15 protein-coding genes are annotated in these 18387 nt (G+C 71.0%); 8 read left to right on the top strand and 7 right to left on the bottom strand.

Going from position 1 to position 18387, the window contains the following annotated elements; genetic code table 11:
* Positions 1–3: 3 nt before the first annotated feature.
* The 5 genes from JW613_RS18525 to JW613_RS18505 form a co-directional block, all read right to left on the bottom strand.
* Positions 4–1389, bottom strand: a complete 1386-nt coding sequence (locus tag JW613_RS18525; RefSeq protein ID WP_209211968.1) for a M20/M25/M40 family metallo-hydrolase — start codon at positions 1387–1389, stop codon at positions 4–6.
* Positions 1390–1432: 43 nt separating this feature from the next.
* The gene (locus JW613_RS18520; RefSeq protein WP_099885070.1) at positions 1433–2266 is read right to left on the bottom strand and encodes a M55 family metallopeptidase; all 834 of its coding nucleotides are present in this window, start codon (positions 2264–2266) and stop codon (positions 1433–1435) included.
* A 74-nt stretch (positions 2267–2340) separates the two neighbouring features.
* Positions 2341–3039, bottom strand: coding sequence for a nitrogen regulation protein NR(II) (locus JW613_RS18515; protein WP_209211915.1), 699 nt, complete (start codon positions 3037–3039; stop codon positions 2341–2343).
* 190 nt (positions 3040–3229) lie between these two features.
* A complete protein-coding gene (locus JW613_RS18510; protein WP_504739759.1) occupies positions 3230–5749 on the bottom strand; it encodes an MFS transporter in 2520 nt (839 codons plus the stop codon).
* Between the two features lie 531 nt (positions 5750–6280).
* On the bottom strand, positions 6281–6733 hold the full coding sequence (locus JW613_RS18505; protein WP_209211914.1) for an SRPBCC family protein: 453 nt from the start codon (positions 6731–6733) through the stop codon (positions 6281–6283).
* Between the two features lie 189 nt (positions 6734–6922).
* Between JW613_RS18505 and JW613_RS18500 the strand changes: the two genes are divergently transcribed.
* The 3 genes from JW613_RS18500 to hpnR all read left to right on the top strand — a co-directional run bounded on the left by JW613_RS18500 (position 6923) and on the right by hpnR (position 10171).
* On the top strand, positions 6923–8047 hold the full coding sequence (locus JW613_RS18500; protein ID WP_209211913.1) for an Rv2578c family radical SAM protein: 1125 nt from the start codon (positions 6923–6925) through the stop codon (positions 8045–8047).
* Between the two features lie 13 nt (positions 8048–8060).
* Positions 8061–8465 (top strand): RidA family protein, encoded by a 405-nt coding sequence (locus JW613_RS18495; protein WP_209211912.1) that lies wholly within the window; start codon positions 8061–8063, stop codon positions 8463–8465.
* A gap of 173 nt (positions 8466–8638) precedes the next feature.
* Complete coding sequence (gene hpnR / locus JW613_RS18490) at positions 8639–10171, top strand: hopanoid C-3 methylase HpnR (RefSeq protein WP_245225932.1); 1533 nt, start codon at positions 8639–8641, stop codon at positions 10169–10171.
* Positions 10172–10173: 2 nt separating this feature from the next.
* Here the strand turns inward: hpnR and JW613_RS18485 are convergent, their stop codons facing one another.
* Positions 10174–10728, bottom strand: a complete 555-nt coding sequence (locus tag JW613_RS18485) for a pyridoxamine 5'-phosphate oxidase family protein (protein ID WP_209211911.1) — start codon at positions 10726–10728, stop codon at positions 10174–10176.
* A gap of 104 nt (positions 10729–10832) precedes the next feature.
* On the opposite strand from JW613_RS18485, the gene JW613_RS18480 reads away from it, so the two are divergent.
* Entirely contained in the window at positions 10833–11378 is a 546-nt protein-coding gene (locus JW613_RS18480; protein WP_245225895.1) for a GNAT family N-acetyltransferase, read from the top strand.
* 17 nt (positions 11379–11395) lie between these two features.
* Here the strand turns inward: JW613_RS18480 and JW613_RS18475 are convergent, their stop codons facing one another.
* Positions 11396–11980: a HEAT repeat domain-containing protein gene (locus JW613_RS18475; protein ID WP_209211910.1), complete on the bottom strand. Its 585-nt coding sequence runs from the start codon at positions 11978–11980 to the stop codon at positions 11396–11398.
* Between the two features lie 361 nt (positions 11981–12341).
* On the opposite strand from JW613_RS18475, the gene JW613_RS18470 reads away from it, so the two are divergent.
* From JW613_RS18470 to ccrA, 4 genes are all read left to right on the top strand, one after another.
* The gene (locus JW613_RS18470) at positions 12342–14126 is read left to right on the top strand and encodes a 3-hydroxyacyl-CoA dehydrogenase family protein (RefSeq protein WP_209211909.1); all 1785 of its coding nucleotides are present in this window, start codon (positions 12342–12344) and stop codon (positions 14124–14126) included.
* 101 nt (positions 14127–14227) lie between these two features.
* Positions 14228–15019: a TetR family transcriptional regulator gene (locus JW613_RS18465; RefSeq protein ID WP_209211908.1), complete on the top strand. Its 792-nt coding sequence runs from the start codon at positions 14228–14230 to the stop codon at positions 15017–15019.
* Positions 15020–15202: 183 nt separating this feature from the next.
* The gene (locus JW613_RS18460) at positions 15203–16690 is read left to right on the top strand and encodes an amino acid permease (protein WP_245225894.1); all 1488 of its coding nucleotides are present in this window, start codon (positions 15203–15205) and stop codon (positions 16688–16690) included.
* 358 nt (positions 16691–17048) lie between these two features.
* The gene (ccrA, locus tag JW613_RS18455; RefSeq protein ID WP_209211906.1) at positions 17049–18386 is read left to right on the top strand and encodes a crotonyl-CoA carboxylase/reductase; all 1338 of its coding nucleotides are present in this window, start codon (positions 17049–17051) and stop codon (positions 18384–18386) included.
* Position 18387: the final 1 nt, after the last annotated feature.

Here is an 18387-nt window from a genome sequence, read left to right as displayed (position 1 = left end):
GGGTCAGCCTCCTGACGGGGTGGTCGCGTCGCGGTCGGTGGCGGTGGCGGTGCCGAGCAGGGTGCGGTCCAGGACGCGGACGCCGAAGTGCAGGGCCTCGACGGGCACCCGCTCGTCGACGCCGTGGAACAGCGCCTGGTAGTCGAAGCCCTCGGGCAGCTTGAGAGGGGTGAAGCCGTAGCCGACGATGCCGAGCCGGGAGAACTGCTTGGCGTCGGTGCCGCCCGACATGCAGTACGGCACCGCGTGTGCGCCCGGATCGAAGTGTTCGAGGGCTTCGCCCATGGCGGCGAACAGCGGGGAGTCCACGGGCGCTTGGAGCGGGATCTCGCGGTGCTGGAACTCCCAGCGCACATCGGGGCCGGTGAGGGTGTCGAGGGTGGCGTGGAACTCCTCTTCGGCGCCGGGCAGCATCCGGCCGTCCACCCGCGCCTTGGCCGTCCCGGGGATCACATTGACCTTGTAACCGGCCTCCAGGACGGTCGGGTTGGCGCTGTTGCGCACGGTCGGCTCGATCAGCGCGGCGGCCGGGCCGAGCTGGGCGAGCAGCGCGTCCACCTCGGCGTCCTGCGCGTCGGGGCCGAGCGGCCGCAGCCCGTGCAGTTCGGCGAGGCGGGCGAGCGCGGCCCGCACGGTGGGGGTGAGCCGTACGGGCCATTGGTGCTCACCGATGCGGTGGACGGCGGCGGCGAGGCGGCTGACCGCGTTGTGGTGGTTGACCTTGGAGCCGTGACCGGCCCTGCCGTGTGCGGTCAGTTCGAGCCAGGCGGTGCCGCGCTCCCCCGCCGCCACGGGGTAGAGCCGCATGCCCGGCCCGGCGTGGAAGGTGAAGGCGCCGGACTCGCTGATGCCTTCGGTGCAGCCCTCGAACAGCTCGGGGTGCTCCCGCACCAGGAAGTCCGAGCCGAACTCCGCGCTGTCCTCCTCGTCGGCGGTGAAGGCGAGGACGATGTCGCGGGGCGGCCGGACCCCCGCGCGGGCCCAGGCGCGCACCAGGCTCAGTGCCATCGCGTCGGCGTTCTTCATGTCGATGGCGCCCCGGCCCCACACCACACCGTCCCGGACCTCGCCGGAGAAGGGGTGCACGGTCCAGTCGGCGGGCTCGGCCGGGACCACATCGAGATGGCCGTGCAGCAGCAGCGCCCCCGCGGTGGGATCGGTGCCCTCGATCCTGGCCACCACATTGGTCCGTCCGGCCTTCTTCTCCAGCAGCCGCGGCTCGATGCCCGCGTCGGCGAGTCCGGAGGCGACGTACTCGGCGGCAGCGCGCTCGTTGCCCTCGCCGCCGCCGCGGTTGGTGGTGTCCAGGCGGATCAGCTCCGAGGTCGCCCGCACCACCTCCTCGAAGACCTGCGCGTCGAGGTGGCTCTGCCGTGGCCCAGGCGTCATCGTGCTCTCTTCCGGTTTTCTCGACGCGGACTGCTCGGTCAGCTCAGCCATACTGCTCCTCCACCGCGGCGGAGACGACGGTCGTGACCGCCTTGAAGCAGCGGATCGTCTCGTAGGCGCTGGGCGCGGTGTAGGCCACCCGGCGTTCACCCGTGCGCTCCACGCCGGGCACGACGGTGGCGGCCCCGACCAGGTGCTCCGCGTCGAACTCGATCTCGACGGTGTGCGGTTCGGGCTCGGGCGGGGTGCGGCGCACCGCCAGCGGCGCGGCGCGGCGGGCCGCTTCCCGGATGTCGGCGGCGGTGCGGGCCGGGGGCCGGCAGACCGCGGCGTACCGCGACACATGGTCCTTGACGGCGACGCCCAGCGCCTCGGGTGCGTAGCCCTTGGCGTCCTCGACGGTGCGGTCGTCACCGGTCACCAGGATGACGGGTACGCCGAACTCGGTGGCCACCAGCGTGTTGAGGCACCCCTCACTGGCCCGTACGCCGTCGGCCCACACCCCGGTCAGGGAGTTGGCGAGGTAGGTGTGGGCGAGGACGCCTTCGCTGCCTGCGCCGGTGTGGTAGCCGATATAGGCGACGCCGTCCACGTCGCCGTGCTGGATGCCCTCGACCATCGACAGCGACTTGTGCCGGCCGGTGATCATCTCGGCCCGTTCGTCCAGCTTCTCCAGCAGGAGGTTGCGCATCGTCCAGTGCGCCTCGTTGATCAGCACCTCGTCAGCGCCTGCCTCGAAGAAGCCCCGGACGGCGGCGTCGACGTCCGAGGTGAACATCGACCGGCAGCGCTCCCACTGCGGCGTGCCCGGCAGGACGTCGGCCGGCCAGGTGACTCCCGTTGCGCCCTCCATGTCGGCGCTGATGAGGATCTTCATGCGCGGCACGTTACGCGGTAGCCAAGCGCCAGGACACCCCTGTGGATAACTCCACTGGTCCACACCACTCGTTTTCACTCCGGCGGGTGAGAACGCTCCGCACACCCTCCGCTGACCTGCGCATTCAGCACCGTGAGCGCCGGATCGTCCCGGTCGACGGGACGGTGCACCTCCACCACCGGGCAGCCGAGTTCCCGTATCCGCGCGAGCACCGGGGCCACCACCTGAGGCTCCGCACGGCCCAGCATCCGCGGCAGCCGCCCGCCAAGGTCGGCCCCCTCGGGGAACCAGCCGTACGGGCCGAAGCCGGGCACGACGCGGGTACCGCGCAGCGCCCGCTGCCGTTGGAGCCGCGCGGCCCCGGTGGCCAGCACCAGCAGCCGGAAGGGCGCGGGTGCCGCCATGGGGTAGCCCCACCACAGCACGTCCGCACGGGCACCGCCGGGCGCTGGCACGCGGGCACGGCCCGCCATCGCCTCGCCGGACCCCGCCAGATCCCCGATGCCGGCGAGCCAGTGGTGGTCACCGGGGCGCGCGGCGGCGTTCAAGGCGCCGGTCACCGGCAGCAGTTCGCCGGCGGCTGCGCCCAGCGCGTCTTTGCGGCGGTGTCCGAACAGCGCCCGCGCTCCGGCGCTCCAGTGCGCCACGGTGCCGCGCGCGTCGACGGCCACCGCGGCGGTCGGAAGACAACCGCGCACGGCGACAAGGGTCTCCGCCGTGCCGGGGGTCTTCACCCTCCAGGCCGTTCGGCCGGCGTACGGCTCGCTTCCCATCGGACCAGTCCTCTCTCCCGGCGACGGCCGGTCCCGCCGCGACGGCGCGGCCTGCACCACCGTAGAGCCGGAGCGCAACGACCGGGCGGGTGACGCCCGAACGGGGGACGCGCCGCGAGGCGGGCAGCCGCTTCCGGGCGGCGGCAGGCGGCCCGCCCCTGCGCCGCCGGGGAGCCGGGCCGGCCCGCGCTCAGTCCTCGTGGCCCAGTTGCAGGTCGCGCTCCGTGCGCCCGCCGCCGGCGATCTGCAGGACGGTGGCGACCGGCGGATAGCCGGCGGCCACCACCGTGTACTCGCCCGAGGCCAGGTCGACGAAGCGGAAGATACCGTCGGCGCCGGTCGTCGCCGTGTCGACGACGTTGCCCGCGGCGTCCAGCAGCGTCACCCTGGCGTCCTCGACGGGGCGCCCGCCGGTGGCCCGGACGGTGCCGCGCAGTACGGCACCGCCCGCGAGCTCGATGTCCTGCCGGGTCTCGCGGGACGCCTGTACGGAGACGGGCAGTGCGGCCGGGCGGTAGACGGGCGCACTGGCCGCCAAGGTGTACTCCCCGGCCACGAGTTCGGTGATGACGTAGCAGCCCTCCCGGCTGCTGCGGGTGGTGGCGACCACCTCGCCGCGTACATCGGTGAGCGTGACGATGGCGTCCTTGACGGGGTTGCCGTCGGCCGTCAGCACGCTGCCCGCCAGCCTGCCCGCACCACCGAGCACCACATCGAGGTCGACGGGACGTTCGCCCACGGTGACGCTGACCGCGCGCGGCTGGTGCCCGCCGGCCGCCGCGATCAGCACATAGGAGCCTTCACCGGGGGTGCTCAGCGCGTACCGCCCGTTCTCCTTGGTGGCGCCACGTCCGATCTGCCGTCCCGAGGTGTCGACGAGGGTGAGTGCCGCGCGGGGGACGGCGCTGCCGTCGTGGTGCCGGACGGTGCCGCAGACCGGGACGCCCGCCGCGTACGGCGCGGGCTGCGCCTGGAGGTGCGGTGCCGCGCCGTCGGCGTCGGGCGCGGACGCTGCGGGCGCTTCGGCGGTACGGGCCGACGGCACAGGCGTGTGCTGGGACACCAGGGGTTTCTCCTTGAGGAAGAGGGACAGTGCCAGCCCGAGGACGAGCACCGGAACGAGGTAGAGGAAGATCCGCGGCATGGCGTCCGCGTACGCGTGGACGTAGCCGTCACGCAGCGGTGCGGGCAGCGCGCGCACGAGCTGCGGGGTGATGGAGTCCGGGTCGGGCACCTCGCCCTGGCCGCGGGGGAGTTCACGGGCGAGGGCGTCCGCGAGCCGGTGTGCGAGGAGGGTGCCGAAGAGGGCGGCGCCGACGCTGCCGCCGATCTGCCGGAAGTAGTTGTTGGCACTGGTGGCGGCCCCGATGTCGGCGGGGCTTACCGAGTTCTGCACGGCCAGCACCAGCACCGGCAGCACGAAACCGATACCGAGGCCGAGGATGCCCGACCAGACACCGAAGACCTGCCACGAGGTGTCCTCGTCCAGCTTGGACAGCAGCCACATGCCTTCTGCCGAGAGGGCGCAGCCGAGGATGGGGAAGATCTTGTAGTGCCCGGTACGGGAGATGAGCTGACCGGACAGCAGGGACGAGACGACGACCCCGCACATCAGTGGCAGCATCAGCAGCCCCGACGAGGTGGCGCTGACACCCTCGACCATCTGCAGGAAGCTGGGCAGATAGCTGGCGGCGCCGAACAGCGCGATGCCGATGGCCGCGCCCACCAGTCCGGTGACGTTGAAGACGGAGTCGCGGAACAGCCGCAGCGGCAGCACGGGTTCGGGCGCGAAGCGCTCGGCGACGAGGAAGAGGACTCCGCTGACCAGCGCGCCGGCGGCGAGCCCGACGATGACGCGGTCGTCCCAGTCGTAGGTCGTACCGCCCCAGCTGGTGAGCAGCACCAGGCAGGTGGAGAACACCGCGATCAGCAGGGCGCCGAGGATGTCGAGCCGGGGGCGGACTCGGGCGCGCGGCAGTTCGAGGGCGAAGGAGGTGACCAGGAGGGCGAGCAGGCCGACCGGCACGTTGAACCAGAAGCACCAGCGCCAGGACAGGTCGTCGGTGAACCAGCCGCCCAGCAGCGGACCGGCGACGGAGGCCAGCCCGAAGGCGGCACCGATCAGACCCATGTAGCGCCCGCGCTCCCGGGCCGGTACGACGTCCGCGATGATCGCCTGGACGCCGATCATGAGTCCGCCCGCGCCGGTGCCCTGCACCGCGCGGTAGATGATCAGCTCCTCCATCGATCCGGCCCAGCCTGCGAGGGCCGAACCGACGGTGAAGACGCCGATGGCGAAGAGGAAGAGCCCCTTGCGGCCGAACAGATCGCCGAGCTTGCCGTAGATGGGCAGCCCGATGGTCGCTGCGAGCAGATAGGCGGTGACGGCCCAGGACATCTGCCGCAGGCCGTCGAGTTCGCCGACGATCTTGGGGAGTGCCGTGGCGACGATGGTCTGTTCGAGCGCCGCCAGCAGCAGCGACAGCATCAGTGCCCCGAAGACCAGCCTGAGGCGGCGCGGGGAGAGCGAGACCTGCGGTGAACCGTCGTCCGGCACCGCCTCGTCGGATGCGGGGGACGGCCGGTGCGGGCCGGGCGCGGGGGCCGACCGAGTCGCAGCAGACGCCGGAGCCGGTTGTGCCGACCGCGGCGCGGTCGCCGCCCCGACCGCCTCGAACTCCCCAGCATCCGCAGCCCCGGCAGGGCCCACAGCCCCTGCAGCCCCCGCAGTACCCACCGTTGCTGCAACCCCAGCAGCACCCGCAGGCCCCGCAGCCCCAGCAGCCGCGGGCGCCCGTACCGGCGTGGCCTGCACCGGAATGTCCGGTCGGCCCGGCAGTTCCAGGGTGACCTCGACGGCGGCCGGAGCGGCCGGGGCGGGAGTGGCCCCGGCACCGCCCCGGGCGCCGGGGCCGCCCACGCGAACTCCCGTCCCTGGTACGGGATTCTCGTCGTCCCTGCTGTCGAGGATCGCCCCGCCGGTCCCGCCCATCGCACTCCCCTTGCCGCTGCTGCTGGGGGAGTATTTCTCGCATTGCACGACAAGAGCGTTCAAGCACGGTTCGACTGCGCGGCGTGGGGCCGGTGGGAACGAATTCGGTTGCCCGAGGCGCCCGTCACCGTGCCGAGCAGGGGTTTTCGCCGAGGCGGAGGATCAGCGGCGCGGCAGCGCTCTTCGGCGGAAACCACCCGATCCGGTGAGTGCGCGCCGCGCCGCGGGTCCCCGGGTGCGGGGCACGGGTCAGCCGGCCTTTTCCATCCTGGTGGCCAGCCGCTGCAGCACCTCGTCGTAGATACGGGCCAGGCCCTTGGGGGCGAAGGTCTTCTCGAAGAAGCCGCCGATACCGCCCGCACCGTTCCAGACCGTCGTCACGGTGACCCGGGCCGTCTTCTCCTTGCTGCCCGGGGTCACCCGCCAGGTGGTGACCATGGAGGAGTTGCGGTCCTTCTCGACCAGTTCACCGTCCTCGGGCTCGGTGACGTCGAGCAGGCAGTCACGGATGCGCTTGCTGGTCGCCCGGAGCTTCCAGTGCACGAGGGTGCCCTCGCCGTCGCCGCCCTCCTTGACCTCGTACTCGCTGAAGTGGTCGGGAAGCAGCTCGGCCCGGGTCCCGCTGTAGTCGGCCAGCGCATCGAACACCTCATCGGGCCCGGCGGCGATCTCCCGCTGCGTGGTCGCCTCGACCTGCGCCATGACTCCTCCTGTGGTTGGACGGCCTGTGTTGGGACGGCCTGTGGTGGACGAGGTGGCCAGCCAATCACCCTCGGGTCGGCTCCCCAAATCCGCCTTGACACGTTCGGTGCGAACGAGTGTTCTATTCTGAGGACGAAGAAGCGACAGTGCCGCCAGAGGGACGCGACACCACCACCGAGGAGGCCGACGATGCGCTGGGACGAGCTGAGGGACACGGACGAGCACAGCCGGACCGCGGCGCCCGCCCTCTTCGGCACCTCCGCCGTGACGAGCAGGACGTTCGACACCCCGGAGTTCCGCGGCATGACCTTCCACGAGGTGCGGGCCCGCTCGCTGGTGAACCGGGTGCCCGGCGCCTCACGGATGCCGTTCGAATGGACCGTGAATCCCTATCGGGGCTGCTCCCACGCATGCGTCTACTGCTTCGCACGCAGGACGCACAGCTATCTGGACCTGGACACGGGAGAGGGCTTCGACACCCAGATCGTCGTCAAGGTGAACGCGCCCGAACTGCTGCGCAAGGAGCTGAGCAGCTCCCGCTGGCGCGGCCAGCACATCGCCATGGGTACGAACGTCGACTGCTATCAGCGGGCGGAAGGACGCTATCGGTTGATGCCGGGCATTCTGACCGCCCTGCGCGACTACGCGAATCCCTTCTCCATCCTCACCAAGGGCACACTCATCCTCCGCGATCTCGACCTGCTGCGCTCGGCCGCCGCCATCGCGGACGTGGGGATCTCGGTGTCCGTGGGCTTCACGGACGAGGAGCTGTGGCGCACGGTGGAGCCCGGGACCCCGGCTCCGCAGCGGAGGCTCGATGTCGTACGCACGCTCTCGCAGCACGGGATTCCGTGCGGGGTGCTGATGGCTCCGGTGATCCCGTTCCTGGGCGACTCGCCGGCGCAGCTGCGTACGACCGTGCGCGCCATCGCCGCGGCCGGGGCCACCTCCGTCACACCGCTCGCGCTGCATCTGCGGCCGGGAGCCCGCGAGTGGTACTTCCGGTGGCTGCACCAGCACCATCCCCACCTGGTGCGGCACTACGAGGCCCTCTACTCGGGCGGCGCGTATGCGCCCAAGTGGTACCAGCGGCGCATCACGCGGCAGGTGCACGAGCTGGCCGCCGAGTACGGCGTGGGGCCCTCGACGTCCGGCGCGACCCGGCGGATCGAGTCGGCGGCACCGAGCTCGCCCGGCGGCGCGGTGCCCGGCGGCGCCCAGCTCGACGCCCCGGGACTCGACGACGCGGAACTCGGCGACCCGGAGCTCGACGACGCCGGGGAAAACCACTGCACACAGCTCACTCTGCTCTGACAGCATGTGCCGCATGTCATCGTCGCCCACTCACATCGTCGCCCCCCAGGGCCTCGCGCCCGGCAACGGCTACAGCCATCTCGTCGTCGCGGAAGGCAGGCTGGCCGCGATATCCGGGCAGATCGCGCTCGACGCGGACGGCAAGGTCGTCGGCGAGGGCGACCCCGAAGCCCAGGCCGAGCAGGTGTTCGCCAACCTGGAGCGCTGTCTGCGGGAGGCCGGAGCCGGCTTCGCCGACGTCGTGAAGTTCACCTTCTTCGTGACGGACCTGTCCGTCATACCAGCGCTGCGTGCCGTACGCGACCGGTATCTCGACCCGGAACGGCTCCCCGCGAGCAGCGCCGTGCAGGTGGCCGGGCTGATCCGGCCGGAACTTCTCATGGAGGTCGAAGCATTCGCCGTGCTCCCGCCGAGGTGACCGCTCCGGGCCGAGCACCCGGCAGCGACTCGGGCATACGTGGACGGATCGGCGTGTCCCAGGACGAAAAGGCGCTCAACGGATAATTTCCTCGAAGGGGCATGTCCCTGGCCATCGCTCCCTGGCCACGACCGCACGCCGACCGCCTTGCCCTGGAGATCTGGAGCGCCCGTATGCGCCTGATGCTGGTCCACCCGAGTGCGCTGATGTACTCCGAAATCTTCCTCCGTCTGGAGCCGCTCGGGCTCGAACGCGTCGCCGCCGCCGCCAGGGAGGCCGGACACCAGGTGCGCGTGGTGGACCTGCAGGTGCTGGACCGGAAGCTGCTGGAGAGGGAGCTGCGCTCCTACCAGCCCGAGGCGCTGGGCATCTCCCTCAACTATCTGGCCAACATCCCCGAGGCCATCGGGATCGCCCAGAGCGCCAAGGCGGCCGCCCCGGGGTGCTTCGTCTTCTTCGGGGGGCACAGCATCTCCTTCGTCGGCGACCATGTGCTGGAGCAGGCCGAGGGCGCGGTCGACGCGATTGCCCGGGGGGAGGGTGAGACCGTCATCGTGCCGCTGCTGGAGGCCGCACGGGACAAGGCGGCGCACACCGTGCCCGGCGTGGTGACGGCGGACGGGCGCGGCCCGGCGCCCAAGATGCTCGACAGCATCGACCGGCCGCGGCCCGCCCGGGACCTGATGCGCCGCCGCAACCGCTACTTCATCGGCGAGCTCGACCCCTGTGCCTCCATCGAGTTCACCCGCGGCTGCCCCTGGGACTGCTCGTTCTGCTCCGCGTGGACGTTCTACGGCCGCAGCTACCGGCGGGCCGCGCCGGAGGCGGCCGCCGAGGAGATGGCCTCCATCCGCGAGCCGAACGTCTTCATCGTCGACGACGTCGCCTTCATCAAGCCCGACCACGGCCACGGCATCGCCGCCGAGCTGGAGCGCCGCAACGTCCGCAAGCGGTACTACCTGGAGACCCGCGCGGACGTCCTGCTGCGCAACGAGGAGGTCTTCGAGCGCTGGACCCGGCTGGGGCTGAAGTACATGTTCCTCGGCATGGAGGCGCTGGACGCCGAGGGGCTCGACCAGTTCCGCAAGCGCATCAGCCCGGACGAGAACTTCAAGGCGCTGGAGACGGCGCGCCGTATGGGCATCAGCGTGGCGATCAACCTGATCGTCGATCCGGGCTGGGACGAGGAGCAGTTCCGTCTGGTGCGCGAGTTCGCCCTGGCGGTACCGGAGATCGTGCACCTGACCGTCATGACGCCGTACCCCGGCACGGAGGTCTGGCACACCGAGGGCCGCCAGCTGACCACGCGCGACTACCGGCTCTTCGACATCCAGCACGCCGTCGTGCCCACCCGGCTGCCGCTGGAGCAGTTCTACCGGGAGCTGGTCAGCACCCAGGCCGTCATCAACCGCAAGCACCTGGGGCTGCGCACGGCCATCGGCGCGATGCGCGTCCTGGGCCGCAATCTGGCCCATGGCCAGACGAACTTCGCCCGCATGCTGTGGAAGTTCGGCCGCGTCTACAACGCCGACCGGCAGCTGGCCGATCACGCGCGCCCGGTCACCTACGAGCTGCCCGTCCCCGAGCGCCGTGGAGCGCCCGGCCGCAAGGAACTGTTCGTCCACACGATCGGCCGCTCCGGCGCCCGCACCCAGCAGAGCGGGCAGCCGACCGGACAGCAGGCCGACCCCGCACCGCCGCAGTAGCCTCAGCCCACCGGGTCCTCGCGCGGCGGCGCGTCGTCGTTGCCGCGCCGGATGGTGCGCAGCGGACGCCCGGGCCGCCAGGTGCGGAAGACGATCTCCTCCCCCTCGATGGTCACCCGCACCACTTCGGTGACCTCCGCCCGGAAGAGATGGAAGACCTCGGGCACCTCGCCGTCGGGCACGCCCGCGGCCCAGCTCGCCATCTCCTCCGGGTCGTCCGTGACCTCGACCGCGCGCCCGGAGACCCGTACGTCTCCGCCGTCCATCTCCGTGCCGGAGCCGGGGTTGGCGTGCATCGCGAAGCGGGGGTCGCGGCGCAGGTCCAGCGCTTTGAGCGAGTTCGGCATCATCCCGAGCCACATCCGACCCGCCCGGAAGTCCGCCTCCAGCCCCGTCAGCCGCGGCGACCCGTCCTTGCGCAGGGTGGCCAGCACATGGTGCGTGTACTTCCGGAAGCGCTGCTCCACCGTCTCGGCGAACCCGGGTTCCGCCTGGTGGAACTCGGCCCAGCTCGCGCCGGGTGCGGACAGCTCTTCCCTGGTGTGCGTCCTCGTCATGGCACCACCTTGACGCGGTAACCGGACATCTTCTGTCGAGTATCGCGTGTCGGCCGGAGGAAAATCCGGTGCCGAGCCGCACGGCCTTGGACCACCCTCGTTCCATGCGAGTACGAGAGATGACCGAGGACGACATCGACGCCGTGTCCGAAGTGCGGGTGCGCGGGTGGCAGTACGCCTATCGGGGGCTGGTCCCGCGGGAATATCTGGAGGAGATGTCGCCTGCCGAGAACGCGCAGCGGCGCCGGGGCCACTTCGGCGCGAGCCGGGGAATCGTGCACAACGTGGTCGCCGAGGACGACACCGCCGGCGGCGGGGTCGTGGGCTGGGCAGCGGTGGGGCCGTACCGCACCTCGGACGCCGTACCGCGACCGGGAGCGCCCGGCGAGGACGAGGAGCTGTACGCGCTGTATGTGCGTCCGGAGCACATCGGGACCGGTGTGGGCCGGCTGCTCCTGGCCTCGGTCCTCGACGGGGCCGCAGCACGCGGCTGCCCCCGGATGTTCCTGTGGGTGCTGGCGGGCAACTCCCGTGCCCGCCGCTTCTACGAGCGGGCGGGTTTCGCCGCCGACGGCCGCACCGACACCTTCGAGGTCGGGGGCGCACAGGTGCCCGACGTCCGCTACGTACGCGTCCTGACCGGGGAGTGAGAAGGGGGCGTGGAGCGTCAGGCCGGGATGCGGGCCAGCGCCGCTTTCGCGGAGGGGGAGAGGCGGTGGTGTTCGGCTGCCGCGTCGAGGACCGGGATGGCGCGCTTGTCACCCAGCGCACCGAGGCCGACGACGCAGGCCTCCGCGATCGGCCAGTAGTGCAGGGGCCCGATCAGCAGCCGCTGGAGGACGTTGATGAGGGTGGGCACCGACTCCGGGGCGCGCAGCGCGGTCAGCAGGCGTACCGGGTAGAGCGCGTAGGCGGTGCGCAGTTCGTTGGTGGCCAGGGCCGCCGCGGCCTTGGCCGTACGGGGATCGCGCAGCCGTTCCAGCGCCTGGGCCGCGCTGGCGCAGCAGACCGGGTCGCGGTAGTTCAGCATGAAGATCAGGGTCTCGAAGGCCCTTCTGTCCCCCGCGCTGCCCAGCGCGAAGGCCGCGATCTCCCGGGCCCACAGCGGCCGTTCGGTCTCCACGAGCACGGCGGCGAGCTGGTCGCGCGCCTCTGTGCTGCGCTGCCTGGCCAGTGTGACCAGACGTGCGTACTCGACGGGCTCGGCCTCGGGCCGCACACGGTCGATCAGCGCTCGGAACGCGTCGCCCACTCCGGCTCCCCCTCACGTGCTGAGTTCCACAGCGGTGGAAGTGTTCCTACCCCTGGCTTTATGGTTACCCACGAGTTAAAGTGCTCATCAGAGCGGTACCCCCGCTCAGGCGGTTTGGTGACGCAGCCGCCGAGAGTGACGTCGGTTCGGCAGTGGGCCCGGCACGCGCCCAGGCGCGTCGGACCCGTACGGACCGCCTCGTGACCGGGCCCCGGGACAGGGCCGCGCAGCGGGGCGTGACCGGTAACTCCCCTGCCCTGCGCGTGCGTACGCCCGCGCGCCCGGTAGTGCACGAAACCCTCACCCTCATCAATCGCGCCCCCTGGCCGGGGGCCTGTGTCACACCCTCTGGAGTCCCCTGATGGACCGTCCTCCCCTGCGCACGATCGCCGTCGTCGGCCTCGGCACGATGGGCACCGGCATCGCCGATATTCTCGCCCGCGCCGGGCGTGAGGTCATCGGCATCGACACGAACGAAGCAGCCGCGCGGCGGGCCGTTGCCGCGCTGGAGTCCTCCACCGCGCGCTCGGTGCAGCGCGAGCGGATGACACAGAGCGAGCGCCGGGACGTGCTGGCGCGGTTTCGCACCTTCACCGGCCTCGACGCGGCGGCCGAGGCCGATCTCGTCATCGAGGTGGTGCCGGAGGAGTACGACACCAAGTGCCAGGTGTTCGCGGAACTGGACACCGTCGTCAAGCCGGACACCATCCTGGCGACCGGCACGAACGCGCTGTCCGTGACACGGCTGGCCGCCGACTCCGACCGGCCCGAGCGCGTGCTGGGGCTGCACTTCTTCAATCCGGCACCGGCCATGAAGCTGGTCGAGATCGTCTCCTCGGTGCTCACCTCGCCGCAGGCGGTGGCCGCCGTCACCGAGTTGGCCCGGGAACTGGGCAAGGATCCGATCGCGGTCGGTGACCGTCCCGGATTCGTCGCGGACGGACTGCTGTTCGGATATCTGAACCAGGCAGCCGCGATGTACGAGTCGCGCTACGCCACCCGCGAGGACATCGACTCCGCCATGAAACTGGGGTGCGGTCTGCCGATGGGCCCGCTCGCCCTCCTCGATCTGATCGGTATCGACACGGCACGCACCGTACTGGAGGCCATGTACGAGCAGTCCCGCGAGAGGCTCCACGCCCCGGCGCCGATCCTGCGACAGCTGAGTGAGGCGGGGCTGACCGGCCGCAAGTCGGGCCGCGGCTTCTACACCTACGCCGCGCCGGGCAGCAGTGAAGTGGTGCCCGACGCCCTCACCCGGGACCCGGCGGCGTCCCGCGCCCCGGGCCGCCCCGTCACCGCGGTGGGCGTCGTGGGCTCGGGGACGATGGCGGGCGGTATCGCCGAGGTCTTCGCCAAGGCCGGCTACCCGACGGTGCTGGCGGCGCGCAGCGAGCAGAAGGCGGCGACGGCCAAGGAGCGCGTCGAGCGGTCGCTGGGGCGCTCGGTCGACAAGGGCCGGATGACGGCCGAGGAACGGGACGCCACGCTGGCGCGCATCTCCCCGGCCGGGTCGCTGGACGCGCTCGCCGAGGTGGACCTGGTGGTCGAGGCGGTGGCCGAAGACCTCGACATCAAGCGGCAGTTGTTCCGGCGGCTGGACGCGGTCTGCAAGCAGGGTGCCGTACTGGCCACCACCACCTCCTCGCTGCCGGTGGTCGCCTGCGCCCGCGCCACCTCCCGGCCGCAGGACGTGATCGGCATGCACTTCTTCAACCCGGCGCCCGCCATGAAGCTGGTCGAGGTGGTCTCCACCGTGCTGACCGACCGGGAGGCCCACGCCACCGTCCGCGAGGTCTGCACAAAGGTCCGCAAGCACCCGGTCGACTGCGGCGACCGCGCCGGCTTCATCGTCAACGCGCTGCTCTTCCCCTACTTGAACAACGCCGTGAAGATGGTCCAGGAGCACTACGCCTCGCTGGACGACATCGACGCGGCGATGAAGCTCGGCGGCGGCTACCCGATGGGCCCCTTCGAACTGCTGGACGTGGTGGGCCTCGATGTCTCGCTCGCCATCGAGCGGGTGCTGCACGAGGAGTTCCGGGACCCGGGGCTGGCACCGGCCCCGCTGCTGGAACACCTGGTGGCCGCGGGGTGTCTGGGCAGGAAGACGGGGCGCGGCTTCCGCGAGTACGCACGCCGGTGACCGGCGGCATCGCCGGGTGGGGCGGGCTGTTGGAGCCGTCGGCGAGCAGCACGGCCAACGGCCCGTCCCCCGAGCCTGTAACGGCGTGTAACGTTCACCACATGCCAGAGCCCGAGAAGAACTCCCGTACGACCAGCCAGCGTGCGAACGGTGCCGCGACCCAGCGACTCAGGGTGCGACGCGAGTTGGCCGCCGCTGCGATGGAGCTCTTCGCCACGAAGGGTTACGAAGGGACGACGGTGGATGAGATCGCCGCCGCCGCGGGTGTCGCACGGCGCACCTTCTTCCGGCACTTCCGCTCCAAGGAAGAGGCGATCTTCCCCGACCACGACGACACTCTCGTACGTGCCCAGGCGGTACTGGAGGCGGCGCCCGCCCACGAGCACCCGCTGGACACCGTGTGCCGGGGCATCAAGGAAGTCATGAAGATGTACGCCGCCTCCCCCAAGGGCAGCGTCGAGCGGTACAAGCTCACCCGCGAGGTACCGGCGCTGCGGGAGCGGGAGATCGCCTCGGTGGCGCGCTACGAGCGGCTGTTCACCCGCTATCTGCTGGGCCACTTCGACGAGGAGGCGCACCGCGACGGCGTCAGCGGCTACGACGAGCCGCTGCTGGCCGAGGTCGCCGCCTCAGCGGTGGTGACCGCGCACAACCATGTGCTGCGGCGCTGGCTGCGCTCGGGTGCCGCCGGCGATGTGATGGCGCAGCTCGACCACGCCTTCGCCATCGTGCGGCGTACGTTCGGCACCGGGTTCGGCGCGCACCGGCCCGCCGCCGAGCAGCCCGCGGCGTCCGTGGAACGCCGGGACGAGGTGCTGGTGACGGTCGCCCGTACCGACGCCCCGCTCGGCGAGATCATGTCCACCATCGAACGCGCGCTCTCCCGGGACTGAGCCCCGCCCCCGGCCTCCCGCGAGGGAGTCGGGTGAATTGCCCCGCCTTCCCGCCCCGCGTACCCGCTCCCGGCACGGCGAGCCGGAACCATGGCGCGAAGGCGACGTGGAGGTGCGGCAGTGTCGGTGGCGCCGGGCGGGGCGAAGGGTCCCAGGCACAAGGCGATCAGATCCAGGCCCTGGTTGCGGACCAAGTCCGTCGAGGAGTCGATCCTCGACACCGACGACCCCGAGGGCGGGCTGCGTAAATCGCTCTCGGCGCTCGACCTGACGGTCTTCGGCGTCGGCGTGATCATCGGCACCGGCATCTTCGTCCTGACCGGCCAGGTGGCCAGGTCGACGGCGGGCCCGGCGGTGGCGATCTCGTTCGCCGCGGCCGGCGTGGTGTGCACGCTGGCCGCGCTGTGCTACGCGGAGTTCGCCTCGACCGTTCCGGTGGCCGGCTCCGCCTACACCTTCGCGTACGCCTCGCTCGGCGAGCTGCCCGCCTGGATCATCGGCTGGGACCTGGTGCTGGAGCTGGCGCTGGGCTGTGCGGTGGTGGCGGTCGGCTGGTCGGGATATGTGCGTTCCCTGCTGGAGAGCGTCGGGTGGAATCTGCCGGGGTGGCTCTCGGGCACCAGCGAGCAGAGCGGGTTCGGTTTCGATCTGCTGGCCTGCGTGCTGGTACTGCTGCTGACGGCCATTCTGGTGGCCGGGATGAAGCTGTCGGCCCGGGTCACCTCCACCGTCGTGGCCGTCAAGGTCGGGGTGGTGCTGCTGGTGATCGTCGCCGGGGCCTTCTTCATCACGGCCGACAACTACGACCCGTTCGTTCCGCCCGCGCAGGGCACCGCGGAGTCCGCCTCCGGGTTCGCCGCGCCGCTGATCCAGCTGATGTCGGGGTACGAGCCGACCACGTTCGGCGTCATGGGCATCTTCACCGGCGCGGCCATCGTCTTCTTCGCCTTCATCGGCTTCGACGTGGTGGCCACGGCCGCCGAGGAGACCCGCAACCCGCAGCGGGACATGCCCCGGGGCATCCTCGGCTCGCTGATCATCTGCACGGTGCTGTATGTCGCGGTCTCGATCGTGGTGACCGGGATGCGCAAGTACACCGAGCTGACGGTGGATGCTCCGCTGGCCGACGCGTTCAAGGCCGTGGGCGAGCCGTTCTGGGCCGGACTGATCAGTTTCGGGGCGGCGGTCGGGCTGACGACCGTGTGCATGATCCTGCTGCTGGGGCAGTCGCGGGTGTTCTTCGCGATGAGCCGGGACGGGCTGCTGCCGCCCTTCTTCGCCCGGGTGCACCCGCACTTCGGCACCCCGTACCGCTCCACGATCCTGCTCGGGGTGCTGGTCGCGGTCGTGGCGGGCTTCGTCAGCCTCTCCGAGCTGGCCGAGCTGGTGAACATCGGCACGCTCTTCGCGTTCGCCGTGGTGGCACTGGGTGTGATCATTCTTCGGCGTACCCGGCCGGATCTGCCGCGCGCCTTCCGTACCCCGCTGGTGCCCGTACTGCCGATCGCCTCGGTACTGACCTCGCTGTGGCTGATGCTGAACCTTCCGAGTGAGACATGGGCACGGTTCGCCGGCTGGATGGCACTGGGGGCCGTGCTGTACGCCGTCTACGGACGGCGGAAGAGCCGGCTGCGGCGGGGCGAGGAGCCGACGCCGCACCACGTGCCGTGAGGGCTGCTGCGCTTCCGGGGAGGCTGCCCCTCTTTCGCCGTCGCAGGCTGCGGGTGAGTTGTGGCGGGAGGCGCCCCTGGAGGGGCCGCGGTGATCGATCATCGCTCAGATGAGTAGGTATCGCGCCATGTGAGATTTCGAGGCACGCAGTGTCTTGTGCTCTGGCACTGGGTGTCATAGCTTGGCATCAGTCCGGGCGCTGTCCCCACGGCGAAAACCGTGTGCCCCGGAACGCTTGGCGTCACAAGCGAGCCGCGCACACCCGCGCGAACACCGCAAGAGCCGAACCGACGGCACTGCCTCACCACCGACGTCCCTCAAGCGATCTTGTAACTTCGCGCTCCGCCGGAGGCATACCGTGAACCAGATCCTCGACGCGATCCTCGCGTCCGACACCTCGCCGGAGGACTTCGCCGCCCTCCCGCTGCCCGAGTCCTACCGCGCCGTGACGGTGCACAAGGACGAGGTGGACATGTTCGAAGGGCTGGAGACCCGGGACAAGGACCCGCGCAAGTCTCTGCACCTCGACGAGGTGCCGCTGCCCGAACTCGGCCCGGGCGAGGCCCTGGTGGCCGTGATGGCCTCCTCGGTCAACTACAACTCCGTGTGGACCTCGATCTTCGAACCGCTGTCCACCTTCGGCTTCCTGGAGCGTTACGGCCGCCTCTCGCCGCTGGCCAAGCGGCACGACCTGCCGTACCACATCATCGGCTCCGACCTGGCGGGCGTCGTGCTGCGCACCGGCGTGGGCGTCAACTCCTGGAAGCCGGGCGACGAGGTGGTCGCGCACTGCCTCTCCGTCGAACTGGAGTCCGCCGACGGGCACAACGACACCATGCTCGACCCGGAGCAGCGGATCTGGGGCTTCGAGACCAACTTCGGCGGGCTCGCCGAGATCGCGCTGGTCAAGTCCAACCAGCTGATGCCCAAGCCGGACCACCTCAGCTGGGAGGAGGCGGCGGCCCCCGGGCTGGTCAACTCCACCGCCTACCGGCAGCTGGTCTCACAGAACGGCGCCGGGATGAAGCAGGGCGACAACGTGCTCATCTGGGGCGCCAGCGGCGGACTCGGCTCCTACGCCACGCAGTTCGCGCTGGCCGGCGGCGCCAACCCGATCTGCGTCGTCTCCAGCGAGGAGAAGGCCGAGATCTGCCGCCGAATGGGCGCCGACGCCATCATCGACCGCAGGGCCGAGGGCTACCGGTTCTGGAAGGACGAGCACAACCAGGACCCCAAGGAGTGGAAGCGCTTCGGCAAGCGCATCCGCGAGCTGACCGGCGGCGAGGACGTGGACATCGTCTTCGAGCACCCGGGGCGCGAGACCTTCGGCGCGAGCGTCTACGTCACCCGCAAGGGGGGCACCATCGTCACCTGCGCCTCCACCTCCGGCTACGAGCACAGCTACGACAACCGCTACCTGTGGATGTCGCTGAAGCGGATCGTCGGCTCGCACTTCGCCAACTACCGCGAGGCCTGGGAGGCCAACCGGCTGATAGCCAAGGGCAAGATCCACCCGACGCTCTCCAAGAGCTACCCGCTGGAGGAGACCGGGCAGGCCGCCCACGACGTGCACCGCAACATCCACCAGGGCAAGGTCGGCGTCCTCGCGCTGGCCCCCGAGGAGGGACTGGGCGTGCGCGACGAGGAGAAGCGGGCGAAGCACCTGGAGGCCATCAACAGGTTCCGGAACGTGTGAG

This window comes from Streptomyces smyrnaeus (genome assembly GCF_017676345.1).
GTDB lineage: Bacteria > Actinomycetota > Actinomycetes > Streptomycetales > Streptomycetaceae > Streptomyces > Streptomyces smyrnaeus.
Note: the sequence above shows the minus strand (reverse complement) of the source record. Positions and strands in the feature narration are given on the sequence as shown.